22 protein-coding genes are annotated in these 18,340 nt (G+C 72.5%); 14 read left to right on the top strand and 8 right to left on the bottom strand.

All coding sequences use genetic code 11. From position 1 onward, the window contains the following. The first annotated feature begins 49 nt into the window (after positions 1-49). Positions 50-829, top strand: a complete 780-nt coding sequence (locus tag DEJ17_RS03305; protein WP_258366635.1) for a DedA family protein — start codon at positions 50-52, stop codon at positions 827-829. A 3-nt stretch (positions 830-832) separates the two neighbouring features. Here the strand turns inward: DEJ17_RS03305 and DEJ17_RS03300 are convergent, their stop codons facing one another. Continuing rightward, positions 833-1,036, bottom strand: a complete 204-nt coding sequence (locus tag DEJ17_RS03300; RefSeq protein WP_110858760.1) for a DUF2945 domain-containing protein — start codon at positions 1,034-1,036, stop codon at positions 833-835. A 198-nt stretch (positions 1,037-1,234) separates the two neighbouring features. On the opposite strand from DEJ17_RS03300, the gene DEJ17_RS03295 reads away from it, so the two are divergent. Then, on the top strand, positions 1,235-2,287 hold the full coding sequence (locus DEJ17_RS03295) for a serine/threonine-protein kinase (protein WP_110892055.1): 1,053 nt from the start codon (positions 1,235-1,237) through the stop codon (positions 2,285-2,287). 55 nt (positions 2,288-2,342) lie between these two features. Then, positions 2,343-2,963: a phosphoribosylanthranilate isomerase gene (locus DEJ17_RS03290; RefSeq protein ID WP_110892054.1), complete on the top strand. Its 621-nt coding sequence runs from the start codon at positions 2,343-2,345 to the stop codon at positions 2,961-2,963. A 106-nt stretch (positions 2,964-3,069) separates the two neighbouring features. Here DEJ17_RS03290 and DEJ17_RS03285 read toward each other — a convergent pair whose 3' ends face one another. From DEJ17_RS03285 to DEJ17_RS03275, 3 genes are all read right to left on the bottom strand, one after another. Then, positions 3,070-3,828: an HAD-IIB family hydrolase gene (locus DEJ17_RS03285; RefSeq protein ID WP_110892053.1), complete on the bottom strand. Its 759-nt coding sequence runs from the start codon at positions 3,826-3,828 to the stop codon at positions 3,070-3,072. An 82-nt stretch (positions 3,829-3,910) separates the two neighbouring features. Further along, the gene (locus DEJ17_RS03280; RefSeq protein WP_017886352.1) at positions 3,911-4,345 is read right to left on the bottom strand and encodes an acyl-CoA thioesterase; all 435 of its coding nucleotides are present in this window, start codon (positions 4,343-4,345) and stop codon (positions 3,911-3,913) included. A gap of 83 nt (positions 4,346-4,428) precedes the next feature. Then, positions 4,429-5,025 (bottom strand): nitroreductase family protein, encoded by a 597-nt coding sequence (locus DEJ17_RS03275; protein ID WP_110892052.1) that lies wholly within the window; start codon positions 5,023-5,025, stop codon positions 4,429-4,431. Between the two features lie 84 nt (positions 5,026-5,109). Here DEJ17_RS03275 and DEJ17_RS03270 point away from each other — a divergent pair, with 84 nt between their 5' ends. Together DEJ17_RS03270 and DEJ17_RS03265 are read left to right on the top strand one after the other, a co-directional pair. Further along, positions 5,110-6,033, top strand: coding sequence for an AEC family transporter (locus tag DEJ17_RS03270; RefSeq protein WP_110892051.1), 924 nt, complete (start codon positions 5,110-5,112; stop codon positions 6,031-6,033). A 366-nt stretch (positions 6,034-6,399) separates the two neighbouring features. Beyond that, positions 6,400-6,807: an aldehyde dehydrogenase gene (locus tag DEJ17_RS03265; RefSeq protein ID WP_110892050.1), complete on the top strand. Its 408-nt coding sequence runs from the start codon at positions 6,400-6,402 to the stop codon at positions 6,805-6,807. 33 nt (positions 6,808-6,840) lie between these two features. On the opposite strand, the gene DEJ17_RS03260 is transcribed toward DEJ17_RS03265, so the two are convergent. After that, entirely contained in the window at positions 6,841-7,089 is a 249-nt protein-coding gene (locus DEJ17_RS03260; RefSeq protein ID WP_110892049.1) for a nuclease, read from the bottom strand. Between the two features lie 133 nt (positions 7,090-7,222). Beyond that, positions 7,223-8,059 (bottom strand): exodeoxyribonuclease III, encoded by an 837-nt coding sequence (locus DEJ17_RS03255; protein WP_110892048.1) that lies wholly within the window; start codon positions 8,057-8,059, stop codon positions 7,223-7,225. Positions 8,060-8,190: 131 nt separating this feature from the next. On the opposite strand from DEJ17_RS03255, the gene DEJ17_RS03250 reads away from it, so the two are divergent. Genes DEJ17_RS03250 through DEJ17_RS03225 form a run of 6 tightly spaced genes read left to right on the top strand, consistent with a single transcriptional unit; the run spans position 8,191 to position 11,347 of the window. Further along, a complete protein-coding gene (locus DEJ17_RS03250; RefSeq protein ID WP_110892047.1) occupies positions 8,191-8,685 on the top strand; it encodes an Asp23/Gls24 family envelope stress response protein in 495 nt (164 codons plus the stop codon). After that, positions 8,682-8,873 carry a DUF2273 domain-containing protein gene (locus DEJ17_RS03245; protein WP_110892046.1) on the top strand — a complete coding sequence of 64 codons (192 nt, stop codon included), beginning with the start codon at positions 8,682-8,684 and terminating at the stop codon, positions 8,871-8,873. Before DEJ17_RS03250 ends, DEJ17_RS03245 begins: the two co-directional genes overlap by 4 nt. Next, the gene (locus tag DEJ17_RS03240; protein ID WP_110892045.1) at positions 8,870-9,277 is read left to right on the top strand and encodes a hypothetical protein; all 408 of its coding nucleotides are present in this window, start codon (positions 8,870-8,872) and stop codon (positions 9,275-9,277) included. Before DEJ17_RS03245 ends, DEJ17_RS03240 begins: the two co-directional genes overlap by 4 nt. Beyond that, positions 9,274-9,915 carry a hypothetical protein gene (locus DEJ17_RS03235; protein WP_110892044.1) on the top strand — a complete coding sequence of 214 codons (642 nt, stop codon included), beginning with the start codon at positions 9,274-9,276 and terminating at the stop codon, positions 9,913-9,915. Before DEJ17_RS03240 ends, DEJ17_RS03235 begins: the two co-directional genes overlap by 4 nt. Further along, on the top strand, positions 9,912-10,514 hold the full coding sequence (locus DEJ17_RS03230) for a hypothetical protein (protein ID WP_110892043.1): 603 nt from the start codon (positions 9,912-9,914) through the stop codon (positions 10,512-10,514). The genes DEJ17_RS03235 and DEJ17_RS03230 overlap by 4 nt, the downstream gene beginning before the upstream one ends. Positions 10,515-10,525: 11 nt before the next feature. After that, on the top strand, positions 10,526-11,347 hold the full coding sequence (locus DEJ17_RS03225) for an aminoglycoside 3'-phosphotransferase (protein WP_258366634.1): 822 nt from the start codon (positions 10,526-10,528) through the stop codon (positions 11,345-11,347). Here DEJ17_RS03225 and DEJ17_RS03220 read toward each other — a convergent pair. After that, the gene (locus DEJ17_RS03220; protein ID WP_146239597.1) at positions 11,344-12,690 is read right to left on the bottom strand and encodes a M23 family metallopeptidase; all 1,347 of its coding nucleotides are present in this window, start codon (positions 12,688-12,690) and stop codon (positions 11,344-11,346) included. The two genes, DEJ17_RS03225 and DEJ17_RS03220, sit on opposite strands and share 4 nt — an antisense overlap. Before the next feature lie 74 nt (positions 12,691-12,764). Then, positions 12,765-14,432, bottom strand: coding sequence for a hypothetical protein (locus DEJ17_RS03215; RefSeq protein ID WP_110892040.1), 1,668 nt, complete (start codon positions 14,430-14,432; stop codon positions 12,765-12,767). Between the two features lie 96 nt (positions 14,433-14,528). On the opposite strand from DEJ17_RS03215, the gene pyrE reads away from it, so the two are divergent. The 3 genes from pyrE (at position 14,529) to DEJ17_RS03200 (ending at position 18,253) form a co-directional block, all read left to right on the top strand. Then, entirely contained in the window at positions 14,529-15,080 is a 552-nt protein-coding gene (gene pyrE / locus DEJ17_RS03210) for an orotate phosphoribosyltransferase (RefSeq protein WP_110858775.1), read from the top strand. Next, positions 15,077-17,410, top strand: coding sequence for a septum formation family protein (locus tag DEJ17_RS03205; RefSeq protein WP_110892039.1), 2,334 nt, complete (start codon positions 15,077-15,079; stop codon positions 17,408-17,410). The genes pyrE and DEJ17_RS03205 overlap by 4 nt, the downstream gene beginning before the upstream one ends. A gap of 198 nt (positions 17,411-17,608) precedes the next feature. Then, positions 17,609-18,253: a HEAT repeat domain-containing protein gene (locus tag DEJ17_RS03200; RefSeq protein WP_110892038.1), complete on the top strand. Its 645-nt coding sequence runs from the start codon at positions 17,609-17,611 to the stop codon at positions 18,251-18,253. The last annotated feature ends 87 nt before the right edge of the window (positions 18,254-18,340 follow it).

Raw genomic sequence — 18,340 nt, 5'->3', positions numbered from 1 at the left:
CCCAGGGAGGGCGCCGGGTCCTGACAGGGCGCTCAGGGATGCTTGGGGCATGACGACTGCCGTGACCGCCCGTGCCATGACCGTCGCCAGTGGCGACTCCACCGCTCCGTCCGACCTCGGCGGGCTCTCCGGCCTGGTGCTCCAACTGATCGACGCCCTGGGGGAGTGGGGCGTCGGGCTGATGCTCTTCGTCGAGACGGTGTTCCCGCCCATCCCGTCCGAGGTCATCCTGCCGCTGGCCGGGTTCCTCGCGGGCGCCGGCCAGATGAACCTGGTCCTGGTCCTGGTGCTGGCGACGATCGGCTCGTACCTCGGCGCGCTGGTGCTGTACTGGCTCGGCGCGGTGATCGGCTTCGAACGCACCACGCGGTGGTTCGGCAAGCTTCCCCTCGTCGACGAGGACGACTTCCGCAAGGCGGCCGGCTGGTTCCACCGGCACGGCAAGAGCGCGGTCTTCTTCGGCCGGTTCGTCCCGATCGTCCGCAGCCTCATCTCGCTGCCGGCGGGCGCCGACCGCATGCACCTCGGCACGTTCTCGGTGTTCACGATCATCGCGAGCGGCATCTGGAACAGTGCGCTCGTGCTGCTCGGGGCCGCGTTCGGTTCGCAGTACGACCAGGTCGAGGCGTACACCGAGTGGATCGACCGCGTGCTCTACGTCGCGATCGCGGTGGTCGTCGTGACCTTCGTGGTGCGTCGGATCCGCCGGGTGCGGGCCGAGCGGCGCGCGGGCGGCTCCGACGACGACGGCCACGACGACGACGGCCTCGGCAGCCCTGCCGTGGGCGGTGCCCGGGGACGTCGTCGCGCCGAGCCCGCCCGCGACTGAGCCTCACGCCTTCGTCAGCGCCGACTCCTTGTGGGCGGCCTGCTTGCCGCTCTTCTCCGACTCGACGATCCAGTACGGGTCGTCGTCGGTGGGCTTGAAGTGCTGCCCGTCGAACTCGAAGTCGCTCGTCCGCTTCCGCACGAGCGTGCCGGTCGTCCTGCCCTGCGAGGTGTTCCAGTGCACCTCGTCACCCTTCGACAACGCCATGCTGTCCTCCTTGCGCGATTCTTCGTCCTGGTGGAGGTCGGACTGTACCCCGTCGATCCCCGGAAAATCAGGGAAGCAGGGCGATCACGATGTCGTAACGGCCATGCGGATCGAGAGTCGGACGCGTACCGTTTCCCATGAGCCCACACGCCGGCAGCGGCCGCGGAACCACGGGCTCCGGACGGGACGACGGACACCATGACCCTGCTGGACAGCGCGCGGGCGGACACCGTCCTCTCTGCGCGGTACCGGCTCGTGAAGCTCATCGGCACCGGCGGCATGGGATCCGTCTACGAAGCCCGCGACGAGCACACGTACCGGGCCGTGGCCGTGAAGCTCTTCGCGACCCCGGACAAGATGACCACCGCCGACCGCGTCCGCCAGGAGCGCGAGATCCGGCTGCTCAGCATGCTCTCCCACCCCGGTCTCATCCCGCTGTACGACGCCGGCACCCACGAGTTCGAGGACGGTCCGCACCGGTTCATCGTGATGGAGCTCATCGCCGACACGACGCTGCTCCGCCGACTGTCCGAGGGCGCCCTGCACAACTACGAGGTCGCCGACCTCGGTGCGCAGCTCGCCGACGCCCTGGCCTACGTGCACTCCCGCGGCATCGTGCACCGCGACGTCAAGCCCGCCAACATCCTGATCAGCGACGAGGGCTCGTCCGGGTTCGCCCGCACCGTCAAGCTCACGGACTTCGGCGTCGCCCACTTCGTCGACGGTTCCCGCCTGACGAACGACGGCACGGTCATCGGCACCGCCGCCTACCTCAGCCCGGAGCAGGTCGCCGGCGAACCGATCAGCTTCGCCACCGACGTGTACTCGCTCGGGCTCGTCCTGCTCGAGGCGCTGACCGGCAAGCAGGAGTACTCGGGCACCCTGATCGAGGCCGCACTCGCCCGGCTCCGTCGCGACCCCGAGATCCCGGACGACGTCGCCGACGAGTGGCGTGAGCTGCTCAGTCGGATGACCGCCCGCGACCCGGAGCGTCGGCCCACGGCGGTCGCCATCGCGAATGCGCTGCGCGGCGGGTCCACCCAGATCACCGGCCCGGTGCCGCTCGGCCCGGAACGCGTGAAGCACCAGCGCGACCACCGCATGCACCGTGCGGCCCACCGGCACGCCAAGCGCGGCACGTTCTCGGCGGTCCGTCGCTGGCGTCGCCGGAACGTCCTGGTCGGCACGTTCGCGGCCTTCGGCGTCACCGCAGCGTGCGTGGCCGCCTACGTCGCGGGCGCCCTGCACTGACCCGCTCGGCGGCTCCGTGCTCCGGGCACCGGAGCACCCTGGCAGGATGGACAGCATGACCGACCAGCGCTGGATCAAGATCTGCGGCCTGTCGACTCCCGACACCGTGGACGCCGCCATCGACGCGGGTGCCGACGCCCTCGGGTTCGTCTTCGCGGCGGGCAGCCCCCGGACCGTCACCGCCGACCTCGCGAAGGAGCTGGTCGAGCGGGTGCCGGACGGCATCGACGCCGTCGGGGTCTTCCGCGACCAGAAGATCGACGAGATCGTCGGCATCGCCTCCGAGGTCGGGCTCACCACGCTGCAGCTGCACGGTGGCGAGTCGGCGTCCGACTTCGCCCGGGCGCGCGACGCCGGCTTCTTCACCATCCGGGCCATCGCGGCCGAGGACTACCTGCGCGAGACGCCCGAACAGCGCGCCGCGTTCGACCACGACCTGCTGCTGCTCGACGCTGCCGTGCCCGGGAGCGGCCGACTCATCGACCCGGCCACGATCGAGGGCGTCGACGAGGCCTGGATCCTCGCCGGCGGGCTGACCCCGGCCAACGTGGTCGCCGCGGTCGAGGCGCTCGACCCCGACGGCGTCGACGTGTCGAGCGGCGTCGAGTCCGAGCGCGGCGTCAAGGACCCCGCGAAGATCCGCGCCTTCGTCGAGGCCGTCCGCAGCCTGGGCTGAGCGCCCGGGGCCGCACCGGACGGTCGCGTTCGCGGCTGTGGACGCGACGGCCGACGGACAGGAGGCGCGGTGCGGGCCCGCCACGGGCCTCCTGTCCGCCGCGCGGTCAGCGCAGCGCGGGGATGAGCTCCGTCAGGAACGCTTCGGTGTCCTCCCAGCCCTGCACCGCGTGGCAGGGGACCCCGAGAGCCTTCACCGGGTAGTCGTTGCCCTCGGGGTCGAGCCGGTCGCCGACGAAGAGCATGTCGTCGAGCGCGATGCCGGTGATCTCGGCGAGACGCTGCATGCCGTAGGCCTTGTCGATGCCCTTGCGGGTGATGTCGATGCTCGTGGACCCGCCCGAGCGGACCTCGAGGTCGGGCAGGTCCTGCTGCACCAGGCGTCGTAGGTGGTCCTTCTTCTCGCCGGTCGGGTCCCACTGCTTCTTGACGTCCACCGGGGCGGACTGGCCGAGGGCGGAGAAGGTGATCTGCGACCCGCGGTCCTCGAGGATGGCGCCCCACGTCTCGGACTCCCAGTACCCGGCTTCCTTCGCACGGGCCTCGACCGCGGCGAGGGCGCGGTCCTTCTGCTCGGCCGTGAGGTCCTCGGCGTACTGCAGCGCCCAGTCCTCGTCCTGCCAGCGGTAGTACCGGGTGCCGCAGGTCGGCAGGAGGTGCAGGGCGTCGAGCGTCAGGCCGTCGCGCTGTCGGAGCGGGGTGACCAGCTGCTGTTCGAACTGGGTGAAGTTGCCGCCGGAGATGACCGCGACCGGCACGACCTCGAGCAGGGACGCGAAGGTCTCGAGCATGCGGGGGTCGAGGGAGGACTTCGACGGGGCGAGCGTGTCGTCCAGGTCGAAGGCGACGAGGCGGGGCGTGGTCATGTCCCCGATCCTGCCAGAGCCCGCCGACCACCCGCAGGGTGCGAGCACCCGGGTGCCCGGGTGCTGCGCGATGTCTGCGGGGTCACGCGCGGTGCGTGGCGGGGACCCGGTCGCGGGCGTAGGTGATGTCCGTGTAGCCGTGGGGGGCGGGGTTGCCGTCCTCGTCGAGGTTCACGAAGACGACCTCGTCGATCGTCAGGATGCTGCGGTGTGTGAACAGGTTGCGCGCCTCGGCCCGCATGGTCAGCGACGTCCGGCCGAACCGGGTGGCGACGAGGCCGATCTCGACGATGTCGCCCTCCTTCGCCGAGGACAGGAAGTTGATCTCCGACATGTACTTCGTGACGACCTTGCCGTTGCCGAGCTGGATGATCGCGTAGACCGCGGCTTCCTCGTCGATCCAGCGGAGCAGGCTGCCGCCGAAGAGCGTGCCGTTGGCGTTGAGGTCCTCGGGCCGCACCCACTTCCGGGTGTAGAAGTTCATCTCCGGCGGGGCGTCGTCCTGGTGCTGATCCATGTCACGTCATGGTACGCCGACGGCCGCGCCCCCGCAGGGACGCGGCCGTCGTGGCGAAGCGTGGGCGGCGGTACCGCCGGTGCTCACTCCTTGACGAGGACGACCTCGTCGAGGGGGATGCGGGTGCGCGGAGCGACCTCGCGCTCGGCGGCCTTGTCGTCGAGCTGCGACGGGTGCGCGACGGTGCCGACAGCCGTGACCGTGTACGGCAGGAAGCGCTCGGGCAGGTCGAACGCGGCACGGAGCCCGGCGGCGTCGATGCCCGCCATCTGGTGCACGTGCAGCCCCTCGGCGTGCGCCTGCACGGTGAGGGCGGAGAGCGACTGGCCGAGGTCGTACTGGGCGAAGGAGCGCTCCTCGCCGTCGGCGGTCACCGTCTCGAGCACGCCGACGACGAGGGCGCTGGCGCGGAAGGCCCAGGCGGCGTTGAAGCCGAGCAGGTTCTCGTTGATCTTCCGGAACGTCTCGGTGCCTCGGCGGCCGGCGATAAAGCGGCGAGGCTGGAAGTTCATGGCCGACGGTGCCCAGCGCGCGGCCTCGAGGACGGCGTCGAGCTGGTCGTCCGAGATCGTCGCGGTGTCGTCGTAGGAGCGGGGGCTCCAGCGCTCCTCGAGCAGCGGCACGAGCGGCTGGCTGGAGTCGGTGGACCGGGTCAGGGTGTCGGCGTTCATCGAGGTCATGGTGCCGTCAACGGTATTCGATGCGTACGCATTTCCGACCTGAGTGACGTCACATCCGGTCCCGCAGGTGCCAGGATGGACGGGATGGGTGGCGTGTTGACCGGCTTCGCGATCATCGGCGCGATCATCGCCGGTGGGTACGTCGTCGGACGCATCGGTCTGCTGGGGCCGCACGCGCAGTTCGTGATGAGTCGGCTCGCGTTCTTCGTGCTGATGCCGTGCCTGCTGTTCCACACCATCGCGACCGCCGACATCGCGTCGCTGCTGTCGTCGATGCTCTGGGTCTCGCTGCTGAGCGCCGCCGTGATCGCCCTCGGTGCCGCCGCCGTGTTCCGCTTCGTGCTGCGCCGGTCCGTCACCACGACCACCGTCGGGGCACTGGCGTCGAGCTACGTCAACGCGAACAACATCGGGCTCCCGGTGGCGGTGTACGTCCTCGGTCAGGCGACGGCGGTCGTGCCGGTGATCCTGCTGCAGCTCGTCGTGATGGCCCCGATCGCGCTGACGATCCTCGACGCTGCGACCGCGGGTGGCGGCGGGTGGGGGCGGCGGATCGCGGGGCCGTTCCGGAACCCGATCATCATCGCCTCGCTCGTCGGGCTCGTGTGCTCGGCGACCGGGATCGCCCTGCCCGACCCGGTGCTCGAGCCGTTCTCGCTCGTCGGCGCGGCCGCGGTGCCCGTCGTGCTGCTGTCGTTCGGGATGAGCCTGCACGGTGCCACGCCCCTGCGTGATCCCGCGATCCGGACCGACGTCATCGTGGCGTCGTCGATCAAGCTCGTGGTGATGCCGGCTGTGGCGTTCCTGTTCGCCCGGTTCGTGTTCGGGCTCGGCGAGCAGGACGTCTTCGTGCTCACCACCCTCGGCGCGCTGCCGGCGGCGCAGAACGTGTTCAACTACGCCCAGCGGTACGGGGCCGCTGTGCCGGTGGCCCGCGACGTCGTGCTCATCTCGACGCTCGGCTCGGTGCCCGTGCTCGTCGCGATCGCCGCCCTGTTGCACCCGTAGCGATCGTCGAGACGCCGGCGTGTGGTGCGTCCGGAAGACGCCGTCGTGTTGTCGAGACGCCTCGATGTCGCCGAGACGCCGCCGGATTCGACGGCGTCTCGCGCACTTGCGGGCGTCGTGCGCGCGCGCCGGCGTCTCCCGCGCCGTGGACGCGCGGCAGGGCGGACGGGAGGCCCGTGGCGGGGCCGCACCGGGCCTCCCGTCCGGCGGTGGTGGCGACCACCGCGGATCGTGAGCAGCAAAGGTCGGGTCGCGTCCGCCGACCCGACCACATCTGCTCACGAAGCGCGGACGGCACGCGCGTACCCTGGCGGGCACGCGGGGCGGATCGCTCCGTGACCGATGACCACGACGAGGAGACCGGCGATGGACACGATGGCGATGATGAAGAACATGTCGATGGCGGACATGCCCATGGAGATGGACATGGACGTGATGCAGGACACGATGATGGCGATGAACGCCGCATCGATGGCTGCGACGATGTGCTCCGCGGCGGACATGCGCATGGGCGGCGAGATGGCCACCTGTGCCGCGATGTGCTCGAACACCGCGATGCTCGCTGACACCGGCATGCGGATGATGATGCGCCCGATGGGCATGGACATGCCCGCGATGCAGGCGATGCTCATGGCCGTCGTCGCGATGGGCACCGCGTGTGCCGCCGAGTGCCGCACCCACCAGGACATGGACGAGTCGTGCCGCTACTGCGCGATGGCCTGCGACGAGATGGTGTCGAAGTGCCAGGCGATGCTCGACGCGACGGCGGCCTGAACCGCTCCGTGCGCGCTCCGCGACGCGTGCGCGCTACGCGATGCGTGCGGTGGTCTGCCGACCGCCGGCGCTGAGGATCTCTGCGACCGGGTGGTGGGCGACCGGCTCGCCGACCGACAGGACGCCGTCGGCGTCCGCCACCCGAAGCTGCGTGATGCTCCCGTCGAGGAACAGCACGACTGCGTCGGCGGCGCGCGTCTCGACGACGATGCCGTCGCGCCACGCACCGGGGGCGGCGGTCGCCATGAGGCGCTGGATGGGAAGGATCGTCGTGCGGGACATGGCTTCACCTGCTCTCGAAGGGGTTCGGTGCAGGAAACCTACGTCGGCGTGACGGACGGCTCAATCACGGCGGACGCCGGGCGTAACAGAGCCGGACGGGCGCTGTCGATACGGGCCGGTGACCCGACTCCGATCAGAAGATCATCGGGCGGTCGTCGTCGAGCGACGTGTCCAGGTCGAGGTCGACCACCACGGGCACGTGGTCGCTCGGCGCGTCGCCCTTCCGCTCGTTCCGGTGGATCGACGCGTCGGTGACGACGTCCGCGAAGGCCTGCGAGCCGAGCACGAAGTCGATGCGCATGCCCTCGTTGCGCGGGAACCGCAGCTGCTTGTAGTCCCAGTACGTGTAGCCGTCCGGCACGATCGGGCGGACGACGTCCTGCAGACCCCGGGCCTCGAACTCGCGGAACGCGGCCCGCTCGGGTTCGCTGACGTGGGTCGAGCCCTCGAAGACCCGCATGTCCCAGACGTCCTGGTCGAGCGGTGCGACGTTCCAGTCGCCCATCAGTGCGAGCGGGGTCTCCGGCGAGGCCTCGATCCACTCCGAGGTGCGGTCGGCCAGCTGGGCGAGCCAGTCGAGCTTGTACGTGTAGTGCGGGTCGCCGAGCTCGCGGCCGTTCGGCACGTAGAGGCTCCAGAGCCGCACGCCGTCGACCGTGATTCCGATCGCGCGGGCCTCGACCGGCAGGTCCGGCCCCTCGTGGCCCTTCAGGAACCCGGGCTGGCCGGGGAAGTCGCGGGTGACGTCCTCCATCGGCAGGCGGCTGGCGAACGCGACGCCGTTCCACTGGTTCAGGCCGTGTGCCTCGACGTGGTAGCCCGCGGCCTCGAACTGCTCGACCGGGAACTGCTCCGGCTTGCACTTGATCTCCTGCATGCCGAGGACGTCGACGTCCTCACGCACCAGCCAGTCGACGATCCGACCCACTCGGGTGCGGACGGAGTTCACGTTCCAGGTCGCCACGCGCATGGAACAAGAACCTACCGGTGCCGACTGACGACGAGGTCGGCGTGAGCAGCGGGCGGCACGTGCGCAGCCTGTGCGACACACGGCACGATGGTGTTCGCTGGAGGCCAGCAATCGATCGCACGGAGGCAGCAATGGCATCGACGACGAACCGCGTCGACGGGACCACGACCGGGGCCACGCTCGGCACAGGGGCCGGGAGCGCCCAGCCCGCCGGCACCACGACGACGCAGGTCACCGCCAAGGGCAGGACCATCATCGACGACACGGTCGTCGCGAAGGTCGCGGGCATCGCCGCCCGCGACGTCCCCGGCGTCTTCGCGCTCGGCGGCAACGCCTCGCGCGCGTTCGGCGCCATCCGCGACGCGATCGGCTCGAGCGCGCTCGGCCAGGGCGTCCGCGTCGAGGTCGGCGAGACCCAGGTGGCCGTCGACCTGACGATCGTCGTGGACTACCCGACGCCGATGATGGAGGTCGCCTCCGCGGTGCGCGCCGCCGTCACGAACGCCGTCACCGAACTCGTCGGCCTCGAGGTGACCGAGGTCAACATCGCCATCAACGACGTGAACATCCCGGCGCTCAACGGCGTCGCGGACGAGCTCGACGTCCGGGACGGTCGAGTCCGGTGAAGGCGACCGTCGTCGGGATGGGCACCGGCGCCCTGCTCGCGATCGTCGCCGTGACGCTCGGGTTCTGGGCGTTCGTCGTCGTCGCCGTCTGCATGGCGCTCGGCGCACTGGTCGCGCGCATCGTCACGGGCGACGTCGACTTCCGCCGTCTGCTCGACGTACTGCGCGGACGCCGGAGCTCGTCGTGAGCAACGCCGCCGTCGCCACCACCGGCGGCAGCGGTGTGCGGGTCCCCGGCTCCGATCCCGGTTCTGCCGGTCCCCGGCTTCCCGGGTCCGACCGCATCGGCGCCCACGCGCTGGTGCGGACCGCGCAGGCGATCGCCGCCGAGGCGCTGCGCGTGTCCGCCCGGGAGGTCCGTGCCCGGGTCACCGACGACGGCCGCGGTGCACTGGCGGTCGAGATCACCGCCCCGCTCGCCCTGCCGGTGCTGGGCACGCACGCACTCCCCGACGAACCCGTCGTCGCCACGGCGCACCGGGCTCGCGGCACGATCGCCGAGCGCTTCCGGACCATCACCGGCCGGCAGGTCGCGCGGGTCACGGTGACCTTCGCGTCGTCGATCGTCGACACCCCGCGGAGGGTTCGGTGACCGCCACGCCAACGGCGGACCGCGTCGATCCGGTCGTCCCCGACGTCGCCTCGCGCGACGGCCGCGACGCCACCTACCGTCGCCTGCTGCGCCGCGAGACCCACGTCTCCCGCTCCGCCGCCGTCGTCGTCGCGATGCTCATCGCCCTGGTGCTCGCCGCCGTCGCGGTCTTCGCCGGAGCACTCGTCCTGCTCGACCAGAACGCCCTGGGTGTCGACCCCCGCGCCGTGGTCGACACTGCGCTCGCCGCCCCGGACGGGCTCGACACCACGATCGTGGTCGGCATCGCTGCCATCGTGGCCCTGGTCGGGCTCGTCCTGCTGCTGCAGGGGATCCTGCCCCAGCGCCGTCCGCGGCACGCGATGTCGTCCGACCGGCTCGCAGTCGTCGTCGACGACGAGGTCCTGGCCTCCGCCGCGGCCCGCGCCGCCCGATCCGCGACCCGGCTCGGTGCCGACGCCGCCGTGGGCACCGTCGGCCGCCGCACGGTCGACGTCGTGCTCCGTCCCGCCGCCGGGGTGGACGTCCCCGCGGTCGCCGCGACCGAGGCCGTCGAGCGGGAGTTCGCCGCGATCGACGCGCAGCCGCCGCTGGCCGCACGGGTCCGGGTGCAGCCGACCGGGCGGGTGGACGGATGAACGCCACGAACCGTGGGCTCGGTCGCACGGCGCTCGTCGTGCTCGGGCTCGTCCTGCTCGTCGCCGGGGTGGCGGCGATCCTGGTGCAGACCGCGCAGGGGTTGCCCCTCGTCGCCTCGTGGTGGCGCACGGTCGGCGATGCCCTCGCCGGACTCGGCACCGGGGCATCGCGTGACGACTCGGTGTTCGCTTGGACCTGCGTGCTCGGCGGTGGCGTCGTGCTCGGTGTGCTCGCCCTCGTGGTGCTGACGACGCTCGGCGGTGGCCGTGAGGGCACCGTCGTGGACAGCGACGGTTCGGCGGACGGCGTCGCCGGGGCGGTGCGCATCGAGTCCACGGCCGTGCAGCACGCGCTGTCGTCGGCCATCGGCGAGATGCCGCAGGTCGGTTCGCTCGCCGTCGACGTCTACCGGGTCCGTGGTGGCCGGGCGATCCGGGTGCGGGTCCGTCCGCGCCGGGGGGCCGCGCCGCGCGAGATCACCGAACGGGTCGAGGCCGTCGTCGCCGACCTGGACGCCCTGCTCGGCGAACGCCTGCCCGTGTTGCTCGAGATCGCCCGTGGTGGGTCGGGGTCCTCCCGCCCGGACCGCGTGCACTGAGCGTCGCCGTGGTGCGCTCGATCGGTGGACTGCCCCGGCCGGGCGAGACCGTCCCGGTGCCGCACGTCGTCACCGAGGTCGCGCGGGGCCGTGAGGTCGCGCTCGTGTGGCACAACCAGATCGGCGGGACGACGTTCCGCATCGGGCCGGACGCGCATGCCGAGGAGTTCGTGAAGGTCCTGCCGCATGCCTACGGCTCGTGGATCAGCGGTGAGGCGCAACGGCTGACCTGGGCCTCCCGGTACGCCCGGGTGCCGGAGGTCATCGACCACGGCACCGACGACGACGGCGTCTGGCTGCACACCCGCGCCGTGCCCGGGTGGAGCGCCGTCGACCCGCGCTGGCACGACGAACCCCGGACCGCGGTGGTCGCGGTGGGCGAGGGCCTGCGCGCGCTGCACGACACCTTGCCCGTCGACGACTGCCCGTTCACGTGGGCGACCGCGGACCGGCTCGATCGTGCGCGCGGGGCTGCCGCGGACGCCGACGCCGACGCCGAGGTCGGCCCTGGTGGTCTCGGTCCGGAGCCGCCGGCCGACCGGATCGTCGTCTGTCACGGTGACCCGTGCACGCCGAACACGCTCATCGGTGCGGATCGGCGGTGGAGCGGGCACGTCGACCTGGACGCGATGGGGGTCGCGGACCGCTGGGCTGACATCGCGGTGGCGACGATGGCCCTCGGCTGGAACTACGGACCCGGGTGGGAGCCGCTGTTCCACCGGGCGTACGGCCTGCCGGACGACCGGGAGCGCACCGCCTGGTACCGGGCGCTGTGGAACGCCGGCGACGACGGGATCGACGAGCCGGGGCCGGAGCCGAGGCCGGTCGGCTAGAAGGCGACCCCGCGTGCGCTCATGAAGGGCACCGGGTCGGTGGTGGCGCCGTTGATGTGCACCTCGACGTGGCTGTGGCAGCCGGTCGAGGCTCCCGTGGAGCCCACGAGCGCGATCAGCTGCCCTGCGGAGACCTGCTGCCCGGTGGCGACCCGGAACCCGCCGTCGACGATGTGGCCGTACGCGGTCTGCACACCGCCGCCGTGGTTGATGCGGACGTAGTTGCCGTAGCCGCCGTACCACCCGACGTAGTCGACGGTGCCGGCCGAGGCCGCGACGATGGGCGTGTAGCAGCCGCTCGCCAGGTCGGTGCCCTCGTGCATGGTCACGACGCCGGTGATCGGGTGCACGCGGTACCCGTAGGGGCTGATGACGTAGCCGCTGGCCGGGCGGACCCAGCCGGTGCCGGACCCCGCGCCGACGGAACCGCCGCCGCCTGAGCCGCTGCTGCCGGTCGAGCCGCCACCCGACGACGAGCCGCCGCCGGAGTTCGCGGCGGCTGCTGCTGCTGCCGCTGCTGCGGCCGCGCGCTGTGCCGCTTCGCGTGCGGCCTTCTCCTCCGCCGCCTTGCGGACGCGCTCACCCTTGGCGAACTCGGCTTCGGTCCGGACGCGGCCCGAGGTCAGGGTCGCGAGCTGGGCGTCGAGCCGGGCCTTGTTCGACTGCTGCTCGTCGTAGGCGGCCTGCACGGCGTCGGACGCCGCCTGGGCTTCCTGCATGCGGTCTTCTGCTTCGGCGGCGAGGTCGCCCAGCGCTTCGGCGGCACGGTCGGCCTGTGCTTCGAGCGAGCTGGCGACGGCGGCGTCGGCACTCGCAGCGGCCTGGACGCGTTCGGCCTGCTCGGAGAGCTTGCTCAGCGCACCGAGGTTGTACAGCAGATCACTGGCGTCCTCGCCCTGGGTGATCACCGACGTGGTGACGTCGGCGCCACCGGAGCGGGACATCTGCGCGGCGAACTGCCCGGCCTGCGCGGCGCTCTGGTCGGCGACCTTCGCGTGGTCCTTCGCGTCGGCGCGGAGCTGCTGTTCCTTCTCGGCTGCGGTCTGGGCCTTGCGCTGGGCCTTGTAGAACACGTCACCGAGCTTCTGCGCCTTCGCCTCGGCAGCCTCGACCTTCGCGTCGAGCTCGCTGATGATGCCCCGGATCTCGGTGATCTGCCCCTGCTTCGCGGATTCCTTGCCGCGGGCGGACTTGACCTCGTCCCACGTGGGGTAGGTCACCGCCTGGGCTGCCGGCGCGTCGGCGATGACCGTGCCGACGAGGCCCGCGAGTGCCAGACCGGTGACGGCGAGGCGCAGGCGCACGGGGACACGGGGGGCGCGAGGGCTGGAGGGACGAGACATCGAGCACGAGCCTATACATCCGTACAGCGAGCATCGGGCGGCGACGCGCCGCTGTGGACAACTTCAGCAGTGGCTCAGAAACCCCGGTCGCGACGGATGACGTCGGCGCTCCCGACGACGTCGCGCCGCAGGATCGCCTGCCCGGCGGTGCCGGCGTAGTCGTAGACGTCGAAGCCGGTGCAGTGGGTGATCGTCGCCGGAGCCCCGAGGGAGTCCTCGACCGCGGTGGTCCAGAGGTCGTGCGAACCGACCACCACGAAGCTCGGGTCCGCGTCGCGGTAGGCCCCGAGGTCGACGAGCCACGGGTACGTCTCGAAGGTGTCGCGGACCTGCAGGAGCTCGACGTTCGTCGACGCGTAGGTGGCGAGGGGTCGGACCGTCCAGAACTGCCCGACACCGGTGACCTGGCGTCCGTCGGCCCAGCGGTCCAGGCACGCGGCCGCCGGGTACCGCGCGGTCGCGACGGCGTGGGCGGCGCCGGGGGCGACGGCGATCCCGGTCGCGAGCACGGCGGCCATCGCGACCGCCACCCCCGCCCGGACCCCGCGGTGCGGACGGTGCACGCGGGTGCGGCGGACCGCGGTGCGGGTGAGCTCGGCCACGGCGACGAGCGCGAGCAGCGGCGCGGTCACGATCGGCTGCAGGTAGCGCGGGGTCTCGGATCCGGCGACGACGACCCCGACGGACACGGCGACGACGGTCACCAGTGGGAGGAGTGTCGCGACCAGCACGGTGCGTGCGGTGCGGACCCGCCAGGCCCACACCGTGCCGCCGACGGTGACGAGCACCCCGGCGAACAGCAGCAGGAGCCCGAGGTCGCCCGGCGCCGTGCCCGCCCGGTCGTCGGTCAGCGCCGCGAAGAACCGAAGGGTCTCCCCGGCCCGCGACGGCTGCACGTACGTCGCCGGGTCGAGGGAGACGAACGGCCGCAGGGGGATCCGCACCAGGTACCCGATGACCGAGCCGACCGTGACGGCACCGGCCAGCAGCGCAGCCGGGCGCCACGGTACCCGGCGCGCCAGCACCAGGAGCCCGAGGGTGACGACCACCGGGGCCGCCGACCACGGCACGTACAGCGGGTTCGACGCGGTCGTGCACGCGGCGACGACTCCGAGCGCGACGAGCAGGGGCACCGACGCCCGGCCGAGCCGCACCGCCCGCAGCACGAGCACCGCGGTGCCGAGCATCGCCAGCACGGCCCCGTAGTAGTAGGTCGTGGTCAGCAGCAGGGACGCCAGCTCGAGTGACGTCGCCGTGCCCGACGACTCGGTCAGCACCAGCAGTGTGACCAGACCGAGCGCCCCGGCCGAGACCGCGATCCGGGCAGGGCGCCCGGCCGCCGGCATCAGTTCGTTCGCGGCCGCCCGCACCAGCGCGTAGACGGCGAGGAGCACGAGCACCCCGTTCAGCGCCAGGGCCTGCTGCGGCGTCGCGGTCACCAGCGAGCAGAAGAGGTACACGGGCAGCTCGGGGAAGAAGAACAGTGCGGGCGACATCGCCCACTCGAACGGCTGGCCGGCCTGCAGCGAACGCTCGACGAGCGGCAGCAGCACCGAGTCGCCGTCGTACCAGAGCAACGACACCCGTTCCGTCGCGATGACGTGGCGCAGGGCGATGACGGCCAGGGCCAGCGCGACCAGGCCGCCCAGGGCCTCCCGTCCGATCGTGACGGCCACCCCACCGGTCCGGCGGCCGCCGGACGAAGCCGGCTCCACGGCGGCGCGACGCGGTGCACGGGACATGCCCCGGAGCGTACCGACGCCGCCTCGGTGCCGGTACTCGCAGACCCACAGGCTGGGGGAGCGCGCTGCGGGCGCGACCGACTACCCTTGTGGGCTGTGACCGACGCGCGCGAACAGTTGATCCAGTACATCTCCTCCGAAGCGGTGTTCCACGGCGACTTCACCCTGACCAGCGGGAAGAAGGCGACGTACTACATCGACCTGCGGAAGGTCAGCCTGGACCACCGCGTCGCGCCGCTGATCGGGCAGGTCATGACCGAGCTCGTGCAGCAGGTGCCGGACGTCTCCGCCGTCGGTGGCCTCACCATGGGCGCGGACCCCATCGCCAGCGCCGTCCTGCACCAGGCCGCCGCCCGGGGCCTGACCTACGACGCCTTCGTCGTCCGCAAGGAGCCGAAGGACCACGGCCGCGGCAAGCAGGTCGAGGGGCCGGACCTCAAGGGCAAGCGCGTCGTCGTGCTCGAGGACACCTCCACCACCGGCGGCTCGCCGCTCAAGGCGGCCGAGGCGCTCGAGCGCGAAGGGGCGATCGTCGCCGCCGTCGCGGTCGTCGTCGACCGGGACACCGGCGCCAAGGAGACGATCGAGGCGGCCGGGTACCCGTACTTCGCGGCCATCGGGTTGGCTGATCTGGGGCTGACCGCGTGACCGAGGAGCGTCCGGACGACGCACGCGAACCCGACGGCACCGCCGGCCCGGCAGACGGGGACGACGGCCTGGAGGCTCGGCGTGCGTCCGGACCGGACGCTCCGTTCCACGGTCTCCGCAGCGCTGCGGACATCTTCGGTGCTCCGCGCGGCGAGGAGGACTGGCCGTCCCGGCGGGAGCGCCGCGAGGCCGAGCGCACCGCGCGCGAGACGGGCGCGCCGCTGCCCGAGCCGTTCGTGGCCGAGCCCGAGGACGCTGCTCCTGCTCCTGCTCCTGCTCCTGCGACACCTGCCGACGCGCTCGACGACTCGACCCAGGCCATCTCGATGCCGGCCGAGCTGCTCGCACCGTCGGAGAACCCCGACGCCGTCGTCGAGCACGAACGCTCCACACTGCACGACCGGATCCCGGCCGCCGCCGACGTCCCACCGGACTCCACCGCACCGCACCCGTCGTCGATCGTGCTGCCGACGGCGCAGACCCACCGCGACGAGCGTGCCGCCGCGGCGAAGGCCATCGAGGACGAACGTCGCCGCGTCGACCCGTTCGGCGAGGGCCGCGCTGACGTCGACTGGCTCGGCCGTGCGACCGGCTCCCACCCGGAGTCCGTGACGCCTGCCGCCCCCGCTGCGCCGCAGCCCCTCGGCGTCGAGAACGTGCTGCCCCCGACCGAGGAGCCGCCGACCTTCACCGACCTGCTGCGGATCACGAACACCGGGCCGGTCCCCACGCAGACCGGCGCGCACGACCGGCCGTTCGACTGGGCGATCCGTGACGACGAGGCCGGAGAGGTCCCGGCGACGCTGACCACCGACTCGTTCGACACCACCGCGCTGTCCGCCGGGTCCTGGTCGCTCGCCGACGAGTTCGACGACGAGGACGACGTCGTCGCCGGCGAGATCGACACCCCGGCCTCCGGGCTGCCGCAGGCGCCACGGACGTACCCGGTGCCGCCGGCTGTGCCCGTGCCGCCAGTGGTGCCCCCGGCGGTCCCGGCCGCGCCCGTGTCGGACACGGCCGCCCCGGCCGCCGGCCCCGCTGCCGGTCCCGCTGCCGCTGCCGCTGCCGGTCCCGCTGCCGCTGCCGGCGCCGGTTCGTCGGACGCGAGCGAGCCCCAGGAGCCGACCGAGGCCGTGGACGCACCCCGTCAGCCCGCCGGGGACGTCGTGCCGGACGCGACCGAGGGCCTCCGGACCGACGCCCCGAACACCGCGATGCCGGCTGCCGGGACGCCCTGGTGGTCCGAGCCCGACGCGACCGTGCCGCCGACCGCCGCACCGCCGCTCGTCGAACCCGCCGGTGCACAGGAGTACCCGGCGCACCTGCCGCCGTCGGTGGGGCAGGAGTTCGATGCTGTGCTCGGGCTGCGCGGGACCGACACCGGACCCCGGCCGGAGCCCCTGCCCGCCGCTGCGCCGGACGACCTGGACCAGTCCGAGTGGGACGGCCGTGAGACCAGTGACACGAGCGCCATCAAGGACCTGTTCGGCACCGAGGCCGTCGGGCAGCTCGGCGACACCGGCTACGACCCCGAGGACACCGGGACGCGGATGATGCCTGCGGCTGCGGCTGCGGCTGCGGTGCCTGCGGCTGCTGCACCGGTCGCGCCGGCTGCCCCGACTGCCGCGCGCTCGTCGTCGGCGGCTGGCGGTCCGGACCGCAAGCCCGGCGAACGCGACAACTTCATCAACGAGGGCTTCGCTCGGCTCCGGAACGAGGGAAAGCGCGGCAAGCAGCTGCTGATCTACGGGTCGATCGCCCTGATCCTCGTGCTCATCGTGCTGGTGTTCCTGCTGTCGAAGTGGATCCTCGGGAACAACATCGCCGACCAGGCCGTGCCGACGAAGTCGCCGACCGCCGCCTCGTCGGCTGCGGCGACGCCGACCGCGGCCCCATCGGCACCGCAGTCGGCTGACGCCGCCGCACCAGCAGCCACACTGCAGTTCGCGACGACCCCGGCGCTGCCCGGCGAGCACCCGTGGACCGACCTGGCCGGCGGGGAGTGCCTGTCGCCGTTCACGAACGCGTGGTCGCAGACCTTCACGGTGGTGGACTGTGTGACGCCGCACATCGGGCAGCTGACCGCACGGCTCGCGGTCGAGGGCGACACCTACCCCGGGGCCGAGGCCCTGGCGACCCAGGCGGCCGACCAGTGCCAGTCCGACGCGGCGCTGAACGCCTCGGCGGCTGCTGCCGTGGGCGACGTGCAGGTGCAGGGTTCCTACGCGCCGGACCAGGCGACGTGGGACCAGGGCGACCGGTTCATCTCGTGCTTCGTGACGCGGTCGTCGGGGCAGCCGCTGACCGGGTCGTTGGCGCCGGGGGCGTAGGCGCCGCGTCGCACCTGTTCTGCGACGATCCACCCCGTGATCGACGGGTGTTTCGTCGGAACATGCACGCGCACGGCAAGGGCGTGCACGGCGCCAGGTCCTTTCGTGGTCGTGGGTGCGGTGGGAGCTGACCGCACGTCTCCCGAGGCTGCTCCCGAGGCTTGACACGGCCCCGGCGCGAGGGGCTTCGATGGGGAGATGACCGTGCTCACCGATGCCCTCGCCGACCCGCGATCCTCCGCCCGGCTGCAGGCCGTGATGGCCGCGGGGACCACCCCGGACCCCGCGGACCTCGGGGTGCTCGTCGCGCAGTGCGCCGTCGAGCCGGACTTCTTCGTCCGCGACATGCTGACGTGGGCACTGACCCGACACCGCGCCGAGGACGTCGTCGCCCGCGTCCTGCCCGAGCTCGAGCGCCCCGAGCCGCAGGCCCGCAGCCAGGCGCTCCACACCCTGTCGAAGATCGGTGACCCGGACGCATGGCCGGCGGTGCGCCCGCTGCTCGAGGACCACGACGACGAGGTGCTCCGCGCAGCCTGGCGGACCGCCGTCGCGCTGGTGCCCGACGACGAGCGGGCGCCGCTCGCACGGACCCTCGCGGTGCAGCTCGGCATCGGCGACCGGGAGCGTCGGCTCAGCTTGTCGCGTGCCCTGGTGGGACTCGGCGAGGACACCGTCCGACCGGTCCTCGCCGCCGCCGCCGACCGGGGGGCCGACGCTGTCCGGGAACACGTGCGCGACACCGAACGCCTGCTGCACGACCCGGACGCCGCATCCGCGCTCGCCCTCGAACGGGCTCGACGCGAGGTCGCCCTCGGCCGGACGCGTTCCGTCAAGGGGTAGGGGCGGCGGGCGCGCCCGGCCGGGAGCGCCGGGTGGTCGCGAAGCGTCACCGTCGCGGTCGTGGGGCGCTCGCGTCGTGCGGTCACG

The organism is Curtobacterium sp. MCSS17_011 (genome assembly GCF_003224275.1).
In the GTDB taxonomy this organism is placed as follows: domain Bacteria; phylum Actinomycetota; class Actinomycetes; order Actinomycetales; family Microbacteriaceae; genus Curtobacterium.
This window is presented reverse-complemented; position numbering and strand designations above follow the sequence as displayed.